We start from the raw sequence: 17,972 nt of genomic DNA on the forward strand, positions 1-17,972 counted from the left end.
ATACTGACTACTGTTTCAAATCATAACAGAACTGTTGAGAGGTCCCGAAGGACCTCTTTTAAAATTCTACATTTTCATCTATTGGATACATTGGTCTAACTATGGTGTCGTAACTAAACAAGTTAAGGTTTCTTGTAGAAAGTCCCATAGGATTTGCAGGAATGATCTTTTCTGAAAGCGCTTTATAAAATGCTTTAAAATGTTGAGATGATTTAAGTCCGATAACTTTCTTTTGAGAGATATCTATACCACCGACAACAAATGCCCTGTCATCATAAGTTTGGTTTTGCACTGATGCGACTACGAAGTCAACATTCTTGTATCTTAAACCAGCAGTAGGGCCAAATGAACCTGGAATATTCTTCATAAGAGGCGTCGTTGCAATAAAATTACCATCACTTAGAGTTCTAATCTGTACACCTGAAAGCTTAAGTGGCTTACCGTGTATTTCTTCTTCTTCAATCTTGCCACCCAGTTCAATGTCTATCAACTCACCAACACCTGCTTCATGTGCACGTCTTACGGTTTCAGGGTCGTAAAGATAGGCAAACGCAGAATCCTCAAGGTTGGCCTTGATCATAGATTCTATTAGGAAGGTACCGTCCCCAGGTGTACCTGCACCAGGATTGTCAGCCTCTTCATTAATGACACAAAGCCCACCATTTTCTTTAGTAAATTCAGATGCTTTTTCAACAGCTTCATTGGCGTCAAGGGCATCAATGTTTACAATCAATTCCCTATTATCCCAAACATAGCTTGCAACCTTTTTTACATGTGCTATTTGGTCGCCATCGCCTGTAACAAATACAGAAGCTTGTGTAATCGGTGTATCTGAGTATGGAAAACCAGGGAAGAAGGCAAGGTCTAAAAGATTGTTGTCTTTTTTGTACTTTTTAATAAACTCATTCACTTCATGGTAGTCCTTTGTTACCGTAATTGGTACAAGCATTGGCAGAGGCACCACATCTGTTTTAACAGTAATTTCGCCATTAATATGTCTTCTAAGGGCGTCCATGGCTTCATATCCAGTCGTCTCGTAGTCAACATGCGGATTTTCTTTGATACCGAATAAACCATTGGCATGTTTGCACATTCCTTTAGAAATATTACCATGTAAATCAAGTGTTACAGTGATAGGCATTTCCCAACCTACAATATCTCTTACTCTTTTTAAGACGTATGTCTCTAAGTCGTCATGACTTTCAGAAACACCTGCACCATGTAAACCTAAACATATACCATCGTATTCTCCTAAATGATCTTTAACATAAGATAAAAGAATATTCAGAGTTTTTTCGACGCAGGCATCTGATAGCTGAGGACCAGCATTTTCTACACCAAAGGTAGGGATGAGTTCAATATTGTTTTCATTGGCACATTTAATCATGCCACCTAAATAAGAAGGTGTTCCTGTAAAGACATCTATGATTTCTTTTTCATACCAACAACCTTGTGAAATCAACAAGTCAAAGTCTGTTTTTCTTCTTGAAAAGGTATTGGTCTCATGACCAAACCAGCCTATTAATACTTTCATTTTTTAACTCCTTTCAAATCCTTTAATTTCTGAAAATTAAAAAAAGTGCTTGTATCTTGCTTGAAATTATTATAATATAAAATCACAAAAGTTACAAGCTTGAGCAAATGTTATAACAAATAAATTTACTTTTGGGGAAAACGTTAACAAAAGCATAAGAAAGGGGGGAGTATATGTCTACACTAGATATTGGAGGTTTGATATTAGTTTTTGTCGCAATACTCTATATCGGTGTCAAGTCTACAAGTAAAGTAAAGAATTCGGATGATTATTTATTAGCAGGTAAAAGCCTTAATAAAGTCCAAGCAGGCTTTTCATTAGCTGCAACTGATTTAGGTGGTTCTGGTTTGATAGGAGCCTCTGCGTATTGTTATACAGTTGGTATTTCAGGTTCTTGGTGGAATCTGTGTGCTGTACCTGCATTTATTTTACTTGGTATATTTCTTATTAGAAGACTTAGACCACTGGCTATCGCAACAGGTCCTGAGTTTTTAGAAAAAAGATACGACAAGAAATCAAGAATAATTGCATCAGTCATGCAGATTTGTGCAATAGTAGCTGGCTTATCAGCACAATTTTTAGTTGGGGCGGTTGCATTAAATGTATTAATGGACGTGCCTATGCAAGTCGGACTTATTATCAGTGTTGCTGTTGTCATCCTATACACCATGGGTGGTGGATTAATAGCAGTTGTAAACACAGACATTTTTCAATTTATTATTTTGGTAGGTTCAGTCATTGTTGCAGTACCACTAGCACTTGTGAAAGCAGGAGGTTTAGACACCGTTGTAGCCTCATTACCAGCAGAGTACTTTTCAATGGGAGAATTGGGATTTTGGACACCTGTTTCATGGATCTGTTTATGCCTATTCTTATATACCACTCAGCAAACATACTTACAAAGAGTATTTGCAGCAAAAGATACATCTACAGCAGTATTCGCCTATGTATTTACAGGTGTTATCTATATTTTCTACGGTTTAGCAGTTGGCTTTATCGGTGTGATTATGGCTTCTATGATGCCTGGTATTGTTGATGCCAACACAGTCTATGCAGTCATGATAGAAAGTGTTATGCCACCAGGCCTTGCAGGTGTTGTACTTGGCGGTGTTTTTGCGGCCTCTATGTCTACTGCAGATTCCTATCTTATGGCAGGGACATCACTTTTTATAAACGATATCTATACACCACTATTTGGCAAAGACAAAGAAGACAAGCAGATGCTTTTACATTCTAGAATCCTAACAGTGGTTATATGCTTAGGGTCTTTGATACTTGCAAACTTTGTACAGAACCTTATAGATATGGTTTATTTAGCAGGCTTATTCTATTCAACGTCAGTTTTCTTCCCGATCATACTAGGTGTATTTTGGAAGAGAACCAATGCAACAGGTGCATTTTCAGGTATTATAGCAAGTTTAATTGTTGGCTTTTCAGTTGAGTATATCTTTGCTGATGTAACAACAGGTATTTTAAGCTTACCTTCAAACATCTTGTCAGCGCTTTCTGGTCTTATCGTTATGGTGCTTGTATCTTTAATGACCAAAAAACCTGCAGAGGAAAAGGTTAAGTTTTTAGAAGCAAGTTAGGAGAGAGTATGATAGTAAAAAATTGTAAGGTTTTAAAAGAGCTACTTGAAGCAGACTATCATGAACTGGTGGATATACACATTGAAGGTGATGAAATCATCAATGTGTATCCAGCAGGTTCTGATGTGAAAGATGAACACATTGTAGATGCAGGGGGCAAATATGTTTTACCAGGCTTTATTGATTTACACGTACACTTAACGCTTTCAGCGGGTGATACACTTGTAGATTCATTTAAGAGTCCAGTACAGATGACCATTGATGCTTATAGCTTTGCACTAGATTCATTAAAAAGAGGGTTTACCACCCTCCGAGATGTAGGAGCTTCAAGTGGTACTGTTATTGCAGTTAGAGACAGCATCAATGCCGGTAAACTTGTAGGACCAAATCTTATATGTTCTGGCAGAATCATTACTCCAACAGAGAATGGCAATGACTTCTTTAAGGGCATGTATTTAGAGGTGGACTCACCTGATGATATGGCACGAGGTGTTAGAACAGTTATGAAAGATGGTGCAGACTTCATTAAGTTAATGGGGACTGGAGCCATGATGAATCCTGGTGGTGAACCAGGTATGAGCATTTGCTTTAAAGAGGAGTTTGAAGCCATCGTCAAAGCAGCCGAACTTAAAGGGACTTATGTAGCCGTTCATTGTCATGGTACAAATGCCATTAAGACAGCTATTAAAGCAGGATGTAGATCAATCGAACATTCCTCTTTGATGGATGATGAAATCATTGAACTTTATAAGGCAGAAACAGCGTTTCCAGTGCCAACGCTTTCTGTTTGGATTGCACTCTTAAGAGATCTTCCTGAGTCATCTAAGTTTATGACAAAGAAAGTGGAAGCAGTACTGTCAGACAATATCAAGGGTGTTAAGAAGGCTTATAAAGCAGGTATCAAGTTTGGTTTCGGTACAGATCAAGGTGTTACAGGTCTATTCCATGGTGACAATGGTATGGAGTTTGAAGTTAGAAAAGAACACTATGAAATGGACAACATAGACTTAATTTTACAAGCAACAAAACACAGTGCTGAGATTATGAAAATGGACCATAAAATAGGCACAATCAAAGTTGGTAAACTAGCGGATTTAGTTATCGTAGATGGTGATCCGTTAGATGATATATCAGTGTTAAGAAACAACATTGAAACAGTTATTAAATCAGGGCAAGTGGTTTAAAAGGGGGAGAAAAATGGGAAAATTTCTTAAGAAAAACAATGATCCTAATAGTTTGTGGAACAACTTAGGTAAGCTGTTAATTCTAACAATGGCAGGATCATTTATCTACACGTTACCGTATTTTAGATTCTATTACTACGATACATTTATCGAGGCATTTGGTCTTAACAATACGCAAATGGGTATGATTGGTACAGTTTATGGTTTCTTCGGTGTTTTATCGTATTTAGTAGGTGGTATCTTAGCCAACAAATTTAAGACAAGAACACTCCTGACCTTCTCGTTTATTTCGACAGGTTTAACAGGTTTGATTCTATTAACTTATCCATCGTATCAAATCGTTGTAGCAATTCAGGCTTTCTGGGGCTTCTCAACATTGATGACATTCTGGCCTGCACTTGTTAAAGCCATTAACATGTTAGGTAATGAAAATGAAAAAGGTAAATCGTTTGGTTTCATGGAAGGTGGTAGAGGTGTTACCAACATGATCCATATGTCTCTTACTGTAGCTTTATTTGGTTTTATTGCAACTCAAATGGGTGATAAGATGGGTCTTTCATCTGTTATCTTATTCTACTCAGTAGCTGACTTACTAATAGGTGTAGGTATCTTCTATGCACTTAGAAATGAAGCAAGTCCAGCATCTGAAGAGGGGGCAAGTAAGTTAGATGTAACTATGATTGGTAGAGTACTTAAGAACAAGTACACATGGATGATTGTAACAATGATGTTCTGTTCTTACTCAATGAACATTGCCTATACTTACTTTACACCATATGCAACGTCACAGTTTGGTTCAAGTGTTGTATTCGCAGCTGCCTTAGCTGTAATGGCTCAATACGTTAGACCGCTTGCAGCAAGTGGTTCAGGCGCCTTAGGTGATAAGATTGGTTCATCAAAGACTTTCTCATTAGGTTTTGTATTATTAGCACTTGGTTTAGTTGGAGCCTTAGTTATACCTGGTTCAGCTTCTACAATTGGTTTTCTGATTGCAGCAGTTGCAGCTTGTTACATAGCTATGTACTCAATGCAAGCACTTCACTTTACACTATTAGAAGAGTGTGAGTACCCTAAAGAGTTATTAGGTGTTGGTATTGGTATCATCTGTACATTCGGTTACTTACCAGAGATGGTTATTCCAATGGTTGCAGGTAAACTATTAGATACGTATCCAGGCGCAGCTGGTTACAGATACTTGTTTATGATCTTATTAGGTCTTGCAGCTGTCGGTTTCACAACTGGTCTTGTATGGATGAGATTGACTAAAGACAGAAGAGCAGAACTTCTTAACAAGAATAAAGAAAAGAAAGTAGCTGCATAATTTCTATATATTGAGGGCAAATCGACAATGAGGGCTTAGGCCCTCATTTATTTTGTTTGAAAAATCTGAAAAATTACGCTAAAATAGATATGAGACAATGTTATGTGATTGAGATATTGTTTCGAGTGATGTAAAAACGATGTGATTATGATGGGGTAAGAAAATGAGTTTTGTGGATATTCTAACAACAGTAGGCTTTTTATTGGCAATTTTGATGATCGGTCTGATTGCAGCTAAACGTGTAAATACAAACAGTGATTATCTGATTGCTGGAAATAAAGTGGGCAAATGGCCGCTAGCTTTAAGTTTGGCTGCAACTGATATGGGAGGTGCCGGTATAATTGGTACCATGGCGCTGGCTTACTCAGTGGGGATTTCCGGTTCCTTTTGGGATATCTGTGCTGTACCTGGCCTTTTAATTTTGGCTTTTATTCTACCAAAGATATTTGCTGGTAGAAGAGAAATTACAGTTCCTGAATTGATGGGGAACCAATATGATGAAAAGACGCGTACAATCGTTGCCTTTTTACAACTCATAAGTGCTGCTATAGTTATAGCTGTTCAGAATATCGTAACCTCAATTGTTATTCAAACGCTGACAGGTGTCCCTTTTGAATATGCACTTCTAATATCAGCAGTGGTCTTTATCATCTATACAACTGCGGGTGGAATGATCTCAGTAATATGGACAGATATATTTGCTTTTTTAGTACTTTTTATTTCTATGATTGCAGCAGTTGTTATTATTACTTTAAATATGGGCGGCCTAGAAGCGGTTACCAACTCAGTACCAGCTCATTACTGGAACTTTGATGGCGTATCAGGCATGACGGTTGGTGGCTGGGTCATGATGAACATGTTCATCTATGCGACCAGTCAACCCTATATTCAAAGAGTCTTGGCAGCTAAGGAAAAGTCTTCTGTTAAGTTTGCTTATATATTTACAGGCTTAGCTTATATTGTGTTTGGTCTTTTAGTAGCTCTTTTAGGTATATTTGCCTTTAACATTGATCCATCTTTAAAAGATGCGGGGTATGGTTCTATTAGACTCATATTTATGAATTTGCCTCATGGTATCAGAAGCATGTTGATGGTTACATTTATGGCGGCAACCATGTCTACAGGTTCTTCATACTTAAATGGTTGTGCTTCTATATGCACCATCGATATATACAAACGTTTGATCAATAAAAATGCCTCAGATTTAGATTATTTAAGAGTTGCAAAATTATCAACTATTTTAATAGCTGTCATATCACTTGTGATATCTTACTTTATCAAAGATATCATTGAGTTTGTTGTTTATGCGAATATGATCTATGCAGCAACAATCTTCTTCCCATTGATGCTTTGTTACAAGATAAAGTGGTTAAGTGCCAATGGTGCTTTTTATGGTATATTAGGTGGTTTTCTATCCGGTGTTATCTATTCGACTTTCCTTCACGGAACAGAAGTAGGGATGATTCATCCAATATTTATTGCAGCTTTTTTCTCATTATTTATTCTGATGACAGTGTCTTATGTTGAGAGAAAAAGTCTTTTAAGTTAATCGTGATTAATTTGATATACAAAATTTCTAATTTTTAGTACAATAGATATTAGGTATAAGATATGGTGGGAATTATGGACAAAGATGAATTAAAACTAATAACAAAGATATGCTATCTTTACTATTATGAAGAAGAAGTACAGTCAAAAATTGCAAAGAGATTTAATCTGACAAGACAAATGGTGTCTAGGTTAATCCAAAAGGCTAAAGATGAAGGGATTCTTAAGATCATTATAGCGAGTCCTGTTCAGGAAGTCATAGGTTTAGAAGCTGATTTGGAATCTAAGTACGGCCTAAAAGAAGCCATTGTTGTTCAGAGCGATACACTGGATGATATAGAGCTTGTAAAGAAGGTTGGTAAAGCCTCAGGTGAGTACTTATCTAAGGTCTTGATGAACAAACTCAATGTAGGCATAGGTTTTGGCCTAGCCATTCAGTCTATGGCTGAATATATTCATGGTCAAAGCATTGACTATGATTTTAAAGATGTCAATTATGTACAGTTAACAGGTGGTATCAACTCATCGAGCAGTTTCGATAACAGTCAGTACATTATGAACTTACTCGCACAAAAGACCATGAGTCATGTGTCGTGTATGAACATACCTTCTATTATTGATGATGAGAAGATGAGAGATACAATATCAGAAAGCATGCATTATCAAAAGTTTATGGATGCTTATAACAACTTACATTACGCTTTTGTACAGATCAATCCAGCTGATAGGATTTACTATTCAGCAGATAAGTCTATCAATGAATCTGGTAAAACTTATTTGAATAGACTTGGGATATCTTATTTGAACGGCATTGATGCGGTTGGTGAAGTTTGCCTGAACTATTTTAACGATCGAGGCCATTTTGTAGAAACGCCGATTAACGATCAAATTATGGGTATTACTTCAAAAAAATTAAAATCAGTAAAGAACTTAGTAGGCATAGCTGCTGGAAAAGCATCTCATGATGCAGCACTTGGTGCTATAAGGGCAAAAGCCTTTGATATCCTCATTATTGATGAAGATACTGCTAGATATTTATTGGACAACTAATGACTTCGCAAGAGGTCATTTTTTAGTGATGAAATTATATTAGGTGTTAATATCATATACAAGTTAGGTATATTGTTGACGTATTAGCTAAAATGTAGTATGGTTATTTTAGGGAGGTGATGTTATGAGAGTACCAACAACTAAATTACAAAACTCATTTGGTAAGTACTTAAAATATGTATTAGACGGTAAAGAAGTGATCATCACTAAAAACAGCAAAGGTGTTGCAAAATTAGTAAGATACACAGATCCTAACTACGGTATGGTAAAAGAAGGTGCAGTGGATTATTCAAAATCTTATATTACTTATGACGAGTTTATAAAGATAACAGAAAACTCGGATAACAGGTATGAGTTGATTGATGGACAAATTTATCTAATGGCTTCACCAAGTCATGTCCACCAGAACATCATTAGAGAAATAAGTGGTCAAATGTACATATACTTTTCTGATAAACCATGTGATAACTTCACTTCGCCATATGACGTCAAGTTATTTAATGACTCAGAGTGTTTTAAAGATGATCCTAATGTTGTACAACCAGATATTCTTGTTATTTGTGACTTTGAAAATGTTGATGAAAATGATCGGTATCAGGGTATTCCAAGTCTTGTAGTAGAAGTACTTTCCAAATCAACTCGTTCAAAGGATATGGTTCTTAAATTACAGCTTTATATGAAAAGTGGTGTATCGGAGTATTGGATTGTAGATCCCTTCGAGAATTCAGTGAGAATCTATTACTTTAAAAATCGTTTAGTAGAGGAGACTGTTTTGTATAGAATGGGTGAAGATCTTAAATCATTTGTATTTAAAGACTTAGTAGTAAAAACAGATAAACTTATATGATAACGAAGACTTCTTAGGAGGTCTTTTTCTTTTGTATAATTAATCTTTCATTCACACATAGAAAGACTTAATGCCTCTGTGTGAACATTAGAAGATGAAGTCGAGTGAAATACAATATGTTTACTGTCAATTTTTATAATCAATCATGATTCTTTTTCCTGCATTACCCTGCTTTATTTCAAAAGTCAAGCTACATGGTGATTCTGTTGATGTTGAAACATACAAAAACAGAAAAACTCATCCCTCTAGCTGGAAAGATGAGTAACACCTGAGGGAGGTCGTTTATATAAACGGCTTCTCTTGCTTTTATTATATCTTACTTTTATCAATATTTCGAAACGAGTTCCTATTTTTACCAATACTATGAAAGTGATTCGTGTTAAAAACTCAAGTTGCAAATACTATTTTTTTATCAGAAAATCTATATATGACAAGTAGCTTATTTTTTATAGAATGGATTGCCAATAGAGTAGATGGTGTCGTCCGCATTATAAGTTTGACTAATAAAATTTGAAAAATTATTCCTTCTTGTATGTAGTTTATTCATAAAACTATTAAGTTGAGTTTGTGTTTTTAATCAACACAAACATGGTATAATATCCACATTAGGGGGAAATTATGAAGATAAACTTAGACAATGAAAAAAGACTCTCACGAATCAATAGAATCATGGTGATTGTCATGTGGGTCGTAACAATTCTACAGATTCTATTTACAATCTTTATCATCAATGATAAGGCAACAGTATTTAGAACTGTTATACCAACACTAGTAGTATCAACATTCCTAGTTACATTTCTACATGTAAAGAAGATCTGGTTATATAATATCAAATATATTATGGTTGTTATGCTGTCCATTATCAATCTTATATTTGTTGTTATATTTAAGGATACGAATGGATTGATAACTGTTTATGTTGCCATATCAGTTATTGCACTTTATCAGGATTACAAAGTGATTTTGGCTACATCACTATTGTGCTTAGGATCAGTATCATATGGTTACTTTTCTGGTAATGGCGCAGATATGTTTGGTGCCTTTACAGATATGACAGGATTTATCAACGTTATATTTACCTTAGGTATCATCACTTACATTACTATAATTAATGCCAATGCTTCATTTAAAATGCAACAATCTGCATTAGAAGGGAAGATTGAGAAGGAAGAAGTAGCAAACAATACTAAAAAAATATTAGATGTAATAAAAGAATCAGTTTCTTCTTTAACTGACATTGAAAAAAATCTATACACCAATATAAAAGAAACAGAATCAATCACAGACATGGTAAGTAACAACTTTGGTAGAATAGATGAGTTTACAAGAGTACAAGAAAATACTTTAATTAAAATCACTTCAGATGTACATAGTCAATTAGGAGAAATTCAAAAGGTTGTTGAGGAAAATGCTTTTGTCTCTGAGTTCACTCAAAGCACGGAACAAGTCACTAGTGAGGCTACACAGAAAGTAGGACAGCTGTCTGCTGATATGACAACTGTAACAGCTAAAACAAGTGAAGCAGTTACATCTATAGCTGAGTTTGTTGACTATGCTAATCATGTAAGCCAAGTATTAGAATCTGTCAATCAGATCAGTGAGCAAATCAATCTTCTAGCATTAAATGCTGCAATTGAAGCAGCAAGAGCTGGAGAACATGGTAAGGGTTTTGCTGTAGTGGCACAAGAAGTCGGAAAACTGGCTGAAGAGTCCAAGTCTTCTACAGTGCAGATTTCTGAAATCCTTGGACAAATTACCGGTAAGGCAGATGAACTATCTGGTCAAATTCATGTGATTAGTAAAAACATTGAACAAAGTTCAGAAATAACAGATGAAGTAGTTGATATCTTTACTTCATTAAAGGTAGGTGCTTCTAAAGCAGCTGAAAGTTCAAAACAAGCATCGCTCCAAGCTAAGGATGCTGAACTTCTTTCGATTGCATTTGTTGGGCAAGTAGAACATGCAATGACATCATCGAAGCAAACATCACAAACAGTTAACGAATCTTTGATACAAGTCAATGATCAAACAAGGGTCGTAGCTGAGATTGTAAGTAAAGGTGAAGCCTTAAATACTATTATTAGTGATTTAGAGCAGTATATATAACTCTAATCTATTAGGTTATGGCTCAAAGGTTATTGTAAAGATAGAATTGTGTTTAGAATAAAACGATGCCATTGAATTACTTCAAGTTGGTACGCACTAAGATGAACGTTAATTGATCTAGTATTAAGCATACGCTTTTAACTGTTTAAATATCAACAACTACCCCAGTATTCGATTTTGAATAACTGGGGTTTCTTGAAGTTAGCTGTAGAAATCAATCACAGTTGTTCTACGTAAATGTTCATATTATTCAAGGGTTTAGGGTTTTAGTATTTATCATATGAAAGCATTGTTGACATCAGATATTAGATTTATACTCAATATGACACTCATCGCATTCTTCTTAACCCTTTCGTTATACTATACCTATGGAAACTTAATTTTAGAGCCTAAAACGTGATATAATTTTGCACTAATTTGAAGTTATTTTTAACCATTTACTCATATATAAGCTTATGTGTAACTTGTATAAAAATGGTATATGTTGTATTTTTACTGTTTTATAAGATTACTTTTATGGTATGATATTACTAAGGCTGTAAAAAATATTTGGATAATATACATGATGATATGACAGTAATGAACTCTAACTTACTTTCCAGCAACTGCTTTCATATCATGTAAAGCCCGTAGTTATTAGTAATAAAGTGGTTCATAGAAAGGAGCATATATCGAGATTTTTTCGATATATAATAAGCAATGATAGCAGTTATAGGATCTAAATCAACTAACGAAATTGTAAAAAACATGCTGGGCTATTCTAAAAAGAATTATGATATTGAGTATTTAGATTATGTAGATACAAGTGAAATCAGAGGACTTGTAGATAATGAGAATATTGAAGGTATCTTATTCTGTGGATTGATTGGACTTAAAGTATACGAAGAGTTTGATGAAAGACTCAGTGTACCTTATGATATGATTGATTCTGATTTCTTTAATTTCATCATGAGTATTTTTACTATTATCCTTAAACACAAATCAATTGGTTTAAATGAGATGTACTTTGATCATTTACACTTCTTAAAAACCTATTCTCCTGAATTGTACGAGCTCTTTCCTAAAGACTTTATTGATTCTGTTCAGACATATGAGTTTGATTCTTTGGACAGATACAAAAGCGAATTTATTTATCAAGACATAAAGAAAAAATATGAAGCAGGTGAGATAAAGCTTGCTGTAATAACTGCTGCTAAGATATCAGAAAAATTAGACGATTTAGGCATCGTTCATTTTTCTAACACCTTGGTTTCTGAAGATGTTGTCTTATCAAGTTATAATAGATTGATTAGCGATGTTAATCAACATAACGAGCACATGAGTGACTTCTGTACAGTCGCAGTTGAAGCTAGTGATGAGGTACTAGACCAAATTGTTTCGAGTAAACTTCTTGAAAAAGAGTTTGTGAGAAAACATAAGAACAAATTAATCTTTAGACTCATGCCTAATGAAGTTGTTATTCACAACGACTTGGTCCATGTGAGTAAGCTCAATGGTATTTTAAAACTTGATGGTGTAAAAGTTGGCATTGGTATAGGGTCTACGGAACAAGGCAGTGAATACAATGCAAAAAATTCAATCAAATACAGCAGAACTTACAATGCTAACACAGCATTCTTACTAACTGAAGATAGACATATATACGGTCCTGTTAATGATGACAAGTGCTTGAAGATTAATGAATATGATATAGAGTCATCTTATGACTATGCAAGAAGCATAGGGGTAAAGACCTTTAACTATTTAAGAATCTTATCTCTTTATGAAAAACGAAAACTCCTTTCAACGGAAGAGGTATGCGACTATTTGAACATAGCCAGAAGAAGTGGCAATAGAATACTGATCATCCTTGAAGAACAAGGGGTATTAGAGCTCAGTGTGGAAGTTGGCAAGAATAAAGTCGGCAGACCTTCTAAAAAGTATAGGTTGGCTGAGTAATTGGTTTATATACTAAGGTTACAAAATGAATATCAATAAGTAGAAGTCATCCAAGTTCAAGTTATAGGATGACTTTTGTTTTAGGGCTGAAAGCTAGCATGAATCTGCAAGGATGATATTATGATTTCCAGTATAAAAAATGGAGTAATGACCATGGTATCAGGATTTCAAAAGAACTGATGAAGGCCTTGGGCATCGACGATTTGGATCAAAAGTTGAAGCTTGAAGTTGTTGGATGCAAGCTTATTGTCGAAAAAGCAGAGGATGTGATGACAATAGAAACTTTATTTGAAGGTTATAATGGAAACTACAAACCTTCACAAATAGATTGGGGTGAACCGGTAGGACGTGAGGAGTGGTAATCCTATAAGCTTAAGACCATCTACAAAAGAGTACAAATAGGACAGAAAGAAAGATGATGAACACATGTACTTTGTCTGAAAATGTATCTTTATAATAAACTAATTGGACCATCGCTTGCTGTGATGGTCTTTTTTAGTGCAAATGATATTTTGAGTTAAGCTTTCATTTATGAAACACCTCCATTTCACATGGATTTCACTTGAGAGAGATAGACTTGCTTTGAAAGAAGGAGGTCACATGAGAATTATAATACATAGTTTCTTAAGTTTGCTTAGGAAACCAACAAAGGCTCTAATGATACTGGTGATATTATTCGTTGTTTTTTCAATGGTCTTTACTGGAGTCATCATTCAAAATTCCATCAGTAAGTCTAAAGAATTTGTCAGACTGGAGATGGGGGCGGTCGTAGAATACAAATCAGACTTTATGAAAGCTTATGGCGATAATTTGCCACAAGATGAGTTTAGTCAGTTGCAACTTTCAAAATCTACAGCTGAGACTATGGGGAGTGACAGTAGAGTTGAAGCGACTTATATCAACTACACTGATTTTATGGAAAGCAGCAAATATGAAAGTGTTGAAGGAGAGTCTGGTGGTGGCATGTTCACTTTAAGTGCCGCAAGTGGCGGTGCAGCTACTTTTAACTTTAAGGCAACAGAGGGTGGTGTACCCATTGAGTTTGATACAAACAAGCTTGAGATCATAGAGGGGCGTAACATTGATGCATCAGATGAAAGTGCAAAAGATAACTCGATTGTTATTTCAGAGGAGTTTGCTAAGAAAAACCAACTGGCTATCAATGATGAAATGACCTTTAGGTCTTATACCAAGAACAAAGAACTGGATTTTGTTGTTGTAGGCATTTATAAGGTCAAGGACTCTAAGATGACAGGTAATGACATGTATGTCTCTTCGAATGCTTTAAGTATGGATGGATACAAATCCATTTCTAGTATTTACTTCAGGTTAAAAGATCCTTTACAAGTGGATGGTTTTATGGCCGACCAAAGTGTTCACTTACCATCTAAGTATACTGTCTTAGATGCAGGCAACTTGGAATATGAAACTTTAACAAGACCACTTGATTTGATGTCAATGATTGCATCTATTCTAATATGGGTCATCTTTATAGCAGGTGCTGCAATTATCGTTTCTTTGATTACCATATTTGTTCGAGATAGAAAGTTTGAAGTTGGTCTCTTACTTGCAAGTGGTGAAGCCAGACTTAAGATCATCGGCCAGTTCGTATTGGAAATCATAATGGTAGCACTTATAGCATTTGCCTGTTCAGTACTGCTATCTTTTCAAAGCTCGCAGATGGTCAGTGAATGGATTGTAGAAAATCACTTGGTAGAAGGTGAGAGGGCTTCCGGCAACACCATCGTATTTGGTGACAGCATCAATGATGTAAATGGAAAAGTAAGTATGGAAAATGTAGCAGATGATTTTAGTGTTGCCATCACTTTTGATGTCATGAGAAATCTCTTTATCATAAGTATTGGTATTGTTATTATTGCATCCTTAATACCTCTAGTGGTCATACTGAGTTATAACCCGAGACAGGCTTTGCAGGATTAGGAGGGGACATGAAAGATATCATATTTGAACTAAAAGACATCTCATATGGTTATGTTGATGGTGGTAAAAAGAGAAACATTTTAAATAAGCTGAGCTATAGCTTTGAAAGAGGTAAGTTTTACACCATACTGGGTCCATCGGGATCTGGTAAAACCACCTTATTAGCCTTAGCAAGCGCCCTTGATCATCCAGAACAAGGTCAGGTCTTGTTTGAAGGTGAAGACATTAGAAAAATAGGTCATACCAAGTTCAGAAGAAACAAGATGGCCATTATTTTTCAGAAGTACAACTTAACGGATTATTTAACAGGTGTTGAAAACGTTGAGTCCAATATGATGATTGTCGATAAAAAGATACCTGGTAACAAGAAGGAACTGGCTTATAAGATTTTAAATACCATGGGTATTGTCAAATCAAAGGCAGATAGAAATGTCAACAAATTATCTGGTGGAGAGCAGCAAAGAGTTGCTGTCGCCAGAGCTTTATCTAAAGATGTTCCTTTAATTTTAGGTGATGAACCGACAGGTGCTTTGGATACTGCAACTTCTAAAGAGGTCATCGCCTTGTTTAGAAAGCTTGTAAAAGACTATAATAAGACCATTATCTTGGTGACGCATTCAGATGATGTTGCCTACAACAGTGATGTTTCATTAAGACTTAAGAATGGTCTGTTAGAAGAGGTCAGGTGGGAATAAGATGGTAAAAGAAAAAAGTTTTTTTGAAGAGTTAAATCATGGGAAGCCAGAGTCTTTTGAAGAGGAAGTATTTGTAGCTACTAAGAGTAAAAAGCCTATTTACATAGGTCTTACTCTTTTCTTATGCTTAGTCCTTCTATTAGCATTTACGATCTTTAACAGGGTTGAGGTGCCAGACATGACAAGCTGGCAACTTTCTGAAGTTGGGTCGTGGGCTAAAAAGAATAAGATAACCTTAATAGGTAAACAATTGTATGATAAGGATATCGACCTAGATGGCGTTATAGAACAAAGTAAAGAAGCCGGGACTAAAGTAAGAAAGAACTCATCTGTGGAAGTGACTTTCTCCAAAGGTCCTAATCCAGATGAGCCCCTTGACTTTCCAAATGTGAAATCTATGAACCTAGAAGAAATCCAAAGATGGATCAAAGACAATAAGCTGTCAGGTATAAATATTTCTTATGAACATAGTGCAAGCATGGACAAGGGGACTGTCATCAGTCTTGAATTTATTGATGGTGACAAATCGTCATTTGTTAGAAAGAACAGGGTAAAAGTTGTTGTCTCAAAGGGGGTAGAAGCACTTACAGATACCCTAACTATGCCAGACCTTTATGGTAAGACCAAACGTGAGGTCCTTAAGTGGGCGCTTGATAATAAGATTGAACTAGATATAAAAGAAGATTACAGTGACTATGTAGAAAAGGACAGTGTCATCTCTCAAGACATACCAAAGGACAATAAGATCAACAGGACAGATAAAGTAACACTTGTCATCTCAAAGGGGCAGGCCATACCAGTACCTGATTTTATGAACTTAACAAGTAGTGAGGCAAGTGAGCTTGCCAAGCTCTATGACTTAAGATTATTTATCAAGTCTGTTCCTTCTAGCGGTCAAGAAGATCGAATCTTGTATCAAGATGTAAATCCGAATGACTTAGCTGGAAAAGATGATATCATCACCTTACATGTATCCAAGAGATCTTTAACCAACCCTATACCTGATTTAGTAGGTATGACAAAATCACAGGCATCTGAAATCATGTCTGTACATAAGATAAAGGTGGTCTTTAAGCTTGCCTATTCTACTGAAAAAGAAGATTTGGTCATTTCACAAAGCCATGCACCAGGTTCAGTGGTCCATGAAAATGATGTGGTAACTGTCTTGGTTTCAAGTGGTCAGATACAAATACCAGACTTTAAAGGCATGTCAAAACTTAAGGCTGAAGCTTTGGCTGAGGATCTTGGTTTAAGAGTCCTCTTTAATCCTGTTGTCAATGTTCACCAGAACAAGGACATCATTTTAAAACAAGATTATAAGTCTGGTGACATTGTTGATAAGGATACAAGAATCACATTAGATGTATCTGTTAACAAGGGAACAAAAGTCATTGATTTAACAAATATGACCAAGGAAGAAGCTGAGTTTTGGGCTGAGTCTAAAGGTTATAAACTAAGGGTCATCGATGTCTACAGCTCAAGTGTTGAAAGAAACAAACTATTTAATCAAAACTATAAAAACATCTACTTACCAGAAAACGAAGCAATTGTTGTTTATCACTCTTTAGGCAAAGTTCAGGTAGGCAATCATATTGGTGATACAAAAGAAAGTGTAGAAGACTGGGTAAAGTCCGTCAATGAAAAGGGTGCCAATATCACAGTAGACTTTAAGGCTTCTAAGTCCACCACTTATGCAAAAGGACAGATTACCAACCATACACCTAAGAATCAGGAGATTGATTTGGATGGAAAACTTATTTTCTATGTTTGTACATCAAAAATAGATAAAACTAGTGAAACATCAACTTTTGAAAGTATGAGTGAGTCAGATTTTGTTAAATGGTGTCACGATAATGACATCACCTATAAGATAATCGAAGTCTACATGAGTTCAGTTAAAGAGGGGTATATCTTTGGAGAAGGTCTAAAAAAGACTGTGACGGATGGAGAAATCCTAATCGTCAAAAAATCCTTAGGTCCTGTACCTGTTGAAAACTTCATTGGTAAGTCAAAAGCTGACTTTGAAAGATGGCTGTCAGAAGTCAATGACAAAGAAGCTGGCATCAAGGTAAGTTATGTAGCACAGGCTGGAGGTGTCAAAGATACCATTGCCATGCAATCTGTGACAAGTGGTCATATAGATACCGGTTCTTCAATTACAATTACCGTTTATACAGGCCTATAATAAAAAAGTACTTCCGAGCTTGGAAGTACTTTTT

General features: G+C 35.6%; 13 protein-coding genes. 12 read left to right on the top strand and 1 reads right to left on the bottom strand.

Features of this window, described 5'->3' with window-relative positions:
* Nucleotides 1-58: 58 nt before the first annotated feature.
* On the bottom strand, nt 59-1,534 hold the full coding sequence (locus EZV73_RS09975; protein WP_240840154.1) for a M81 family metallopeptidase: 1,476 nt from the start codon (nt 1,532-1,534) through the stop codon (nt 59-61).
* A 173-nt stretch (nt 1,535-1,707) separates the two neighbouring features.
* On the opposite strand from EZV73_RS09975, the gene EZV73_RS09980 reads away from it, so the two are divergent.
* From EZV73_RS09980 to EZV73_RS10035, 12 genes are all read left to right on the top strand, one after another.
* A complete protein-coding gene (locus EZV73_RS09980; RefSeq protein ID WP_240840155.1) occupies nt 1,708-3,123 on the top strand; it encodes a sodium:solute symporter in 1,416 nt (471 codons plus the stop codon).
* An 8-nt stretch (nt 3,124-3,131) separates the two neighbouring features.
* Nucleotides 3,132-4,307 carry an amidohydrolase family protein gene (locus tag EZV73_RS09985; protein ID WP_240840156.1) on the top strand — a complete coding sequence of 392 codons (1,176 nt, stop codon included), beginning with the start codon at nt 3,132-3,134 and terminating at the stop codon, nt 4,305-4,307.
* Nucleotides 4,308-4,320: 13 nt separating this feature from the next.
* On the top strand, nt 4,321-5,628 hold the full coding sequence (locus tag EZV73_RS09990; protein WP_240840157.1) for a nitrate/nitrite transporter: 1,308 nt from the start codon (nt 4,321-4,323) through the stop codon (nt 5,626-5,628).
* Between the two features lie 163 nt (nt 5,629-5,791).
* Nucleotides 5,792-7,177 (top strand): sodium:solute symporter, encoded by a 1,386-nt coding sequence (locus tag EZV73_RS09995; RefSeq protein WP_240840158.1) that lies wholly within the window; start codon nt 5,792-5,794, stop codon nt 7,175-7,177.
* 74 nt (nt 7,178-7,251) lie between these two features.
* Nucleotides 7,252-8,226, top strand: a complete 975-nt coding sequence (locus tag EZV73_RS10000) for a sugar-binding transcriptional regulator (RefSeq protein WP_240840159.1) — start codon at nt 7,252-7,254, stop codon at nt 8,224-8,226.
* A gap of 124 nt (nt 8,227-8,350) precedes the next feature.
* The gene (locus EZV73_RS10005; protein WP_240840160.1) at nt 8,351-9,073 is read left to right on the top strand and encodes a type II toxin-antitoxin system prevent-host-death family antitoxin; all 723 of its coding nucleotides are present in this window, start codon (nt 8,351-8,353) and stop codon (nt 9,071-9,073) included.
* Nucleotides 9,074-9,691: 618 nt separating this feature from the next.
* Nucleotides 9,692-11,179: a methyl-accepting chemotaxis protein gene (locus tag EZV73_RS10010; RefSeq protein ID WP_240840161.1), complete on the top strand. Its 1,488-nt coding sequence runs from the start codon at nt 9,692-9,694 to the stop codon at nt 11,177-11,179.
* A gap of 699 nt (nt 11,180-11,878) precedes the next feature.
* The gene (locus EZV73_RS10015) at nt 11,879-13,117 is read left to right on the top strand and encodes a hypothetical protein (protein ID WP_240840162.1); all 1,239 of its coding nucleotides are present in this window, start codon (nt 11,879-11,881) and stop codon (nt 13,115-13,117) included.
* A 179-nt stretch (nt 13,118-13,296) separates the two neighbouring features.
* Complete coding sequence (locus tag EZV73_RS10020; RefSeq protein ID WP_240840163.1) at nt 13,297-13,479, top strand: hypothetical protein; 183 nt, start codon at nt 13,297-13,299, stop codon at nt 13,477-13,479.
* Nucleotides 13,480-13,717: 238 nt separating this feature from the next.
* On the top strand, nt 13,718-15,058 hold the full coding sequence (locus EZV73_RS10025; RefSeq protein WP_240840164.1) for an ABC transporter permease: 1,341 nt from the start codon (nt 13,718-13,720) through the stop codon (nt 15,056-15,058).
* Between the two features lie 8 nt (nt 15,059-15,066).
* On the top strand, nt 15,067-15,753 hold the full coding sequence (locus tag EZV73_RS10030) for an ABC transporter ATP-binding protein (protein ID WP_240840165.1): 687 nt from the start codon (nt 15,067-15,069) through the stop codon (nt 15,751-15,753).
* Nucleotide 15,754: 1 nt separating this feature from the next.
* A complete protein-coding gene (locus EZV73_RS10035; protein WP_240840166.1) occupies nt 15,755-17,938 on the top strand; it encodes a PASTA domain-containing protein in 2,184 nt (727 codons plus the stop codon).
* Nucleotides 17,939-17,972: the final 34 nt, after the last annotated feature.

The organism is Acidaminobacter sp. JC074, from assembly GCF_022496765.1.
Taxonomy (GTDB): Bacteria; Bacillota; Clostridia; order Peptostreptococcales; family Acidaminobacteraceae; genus JABXKX01.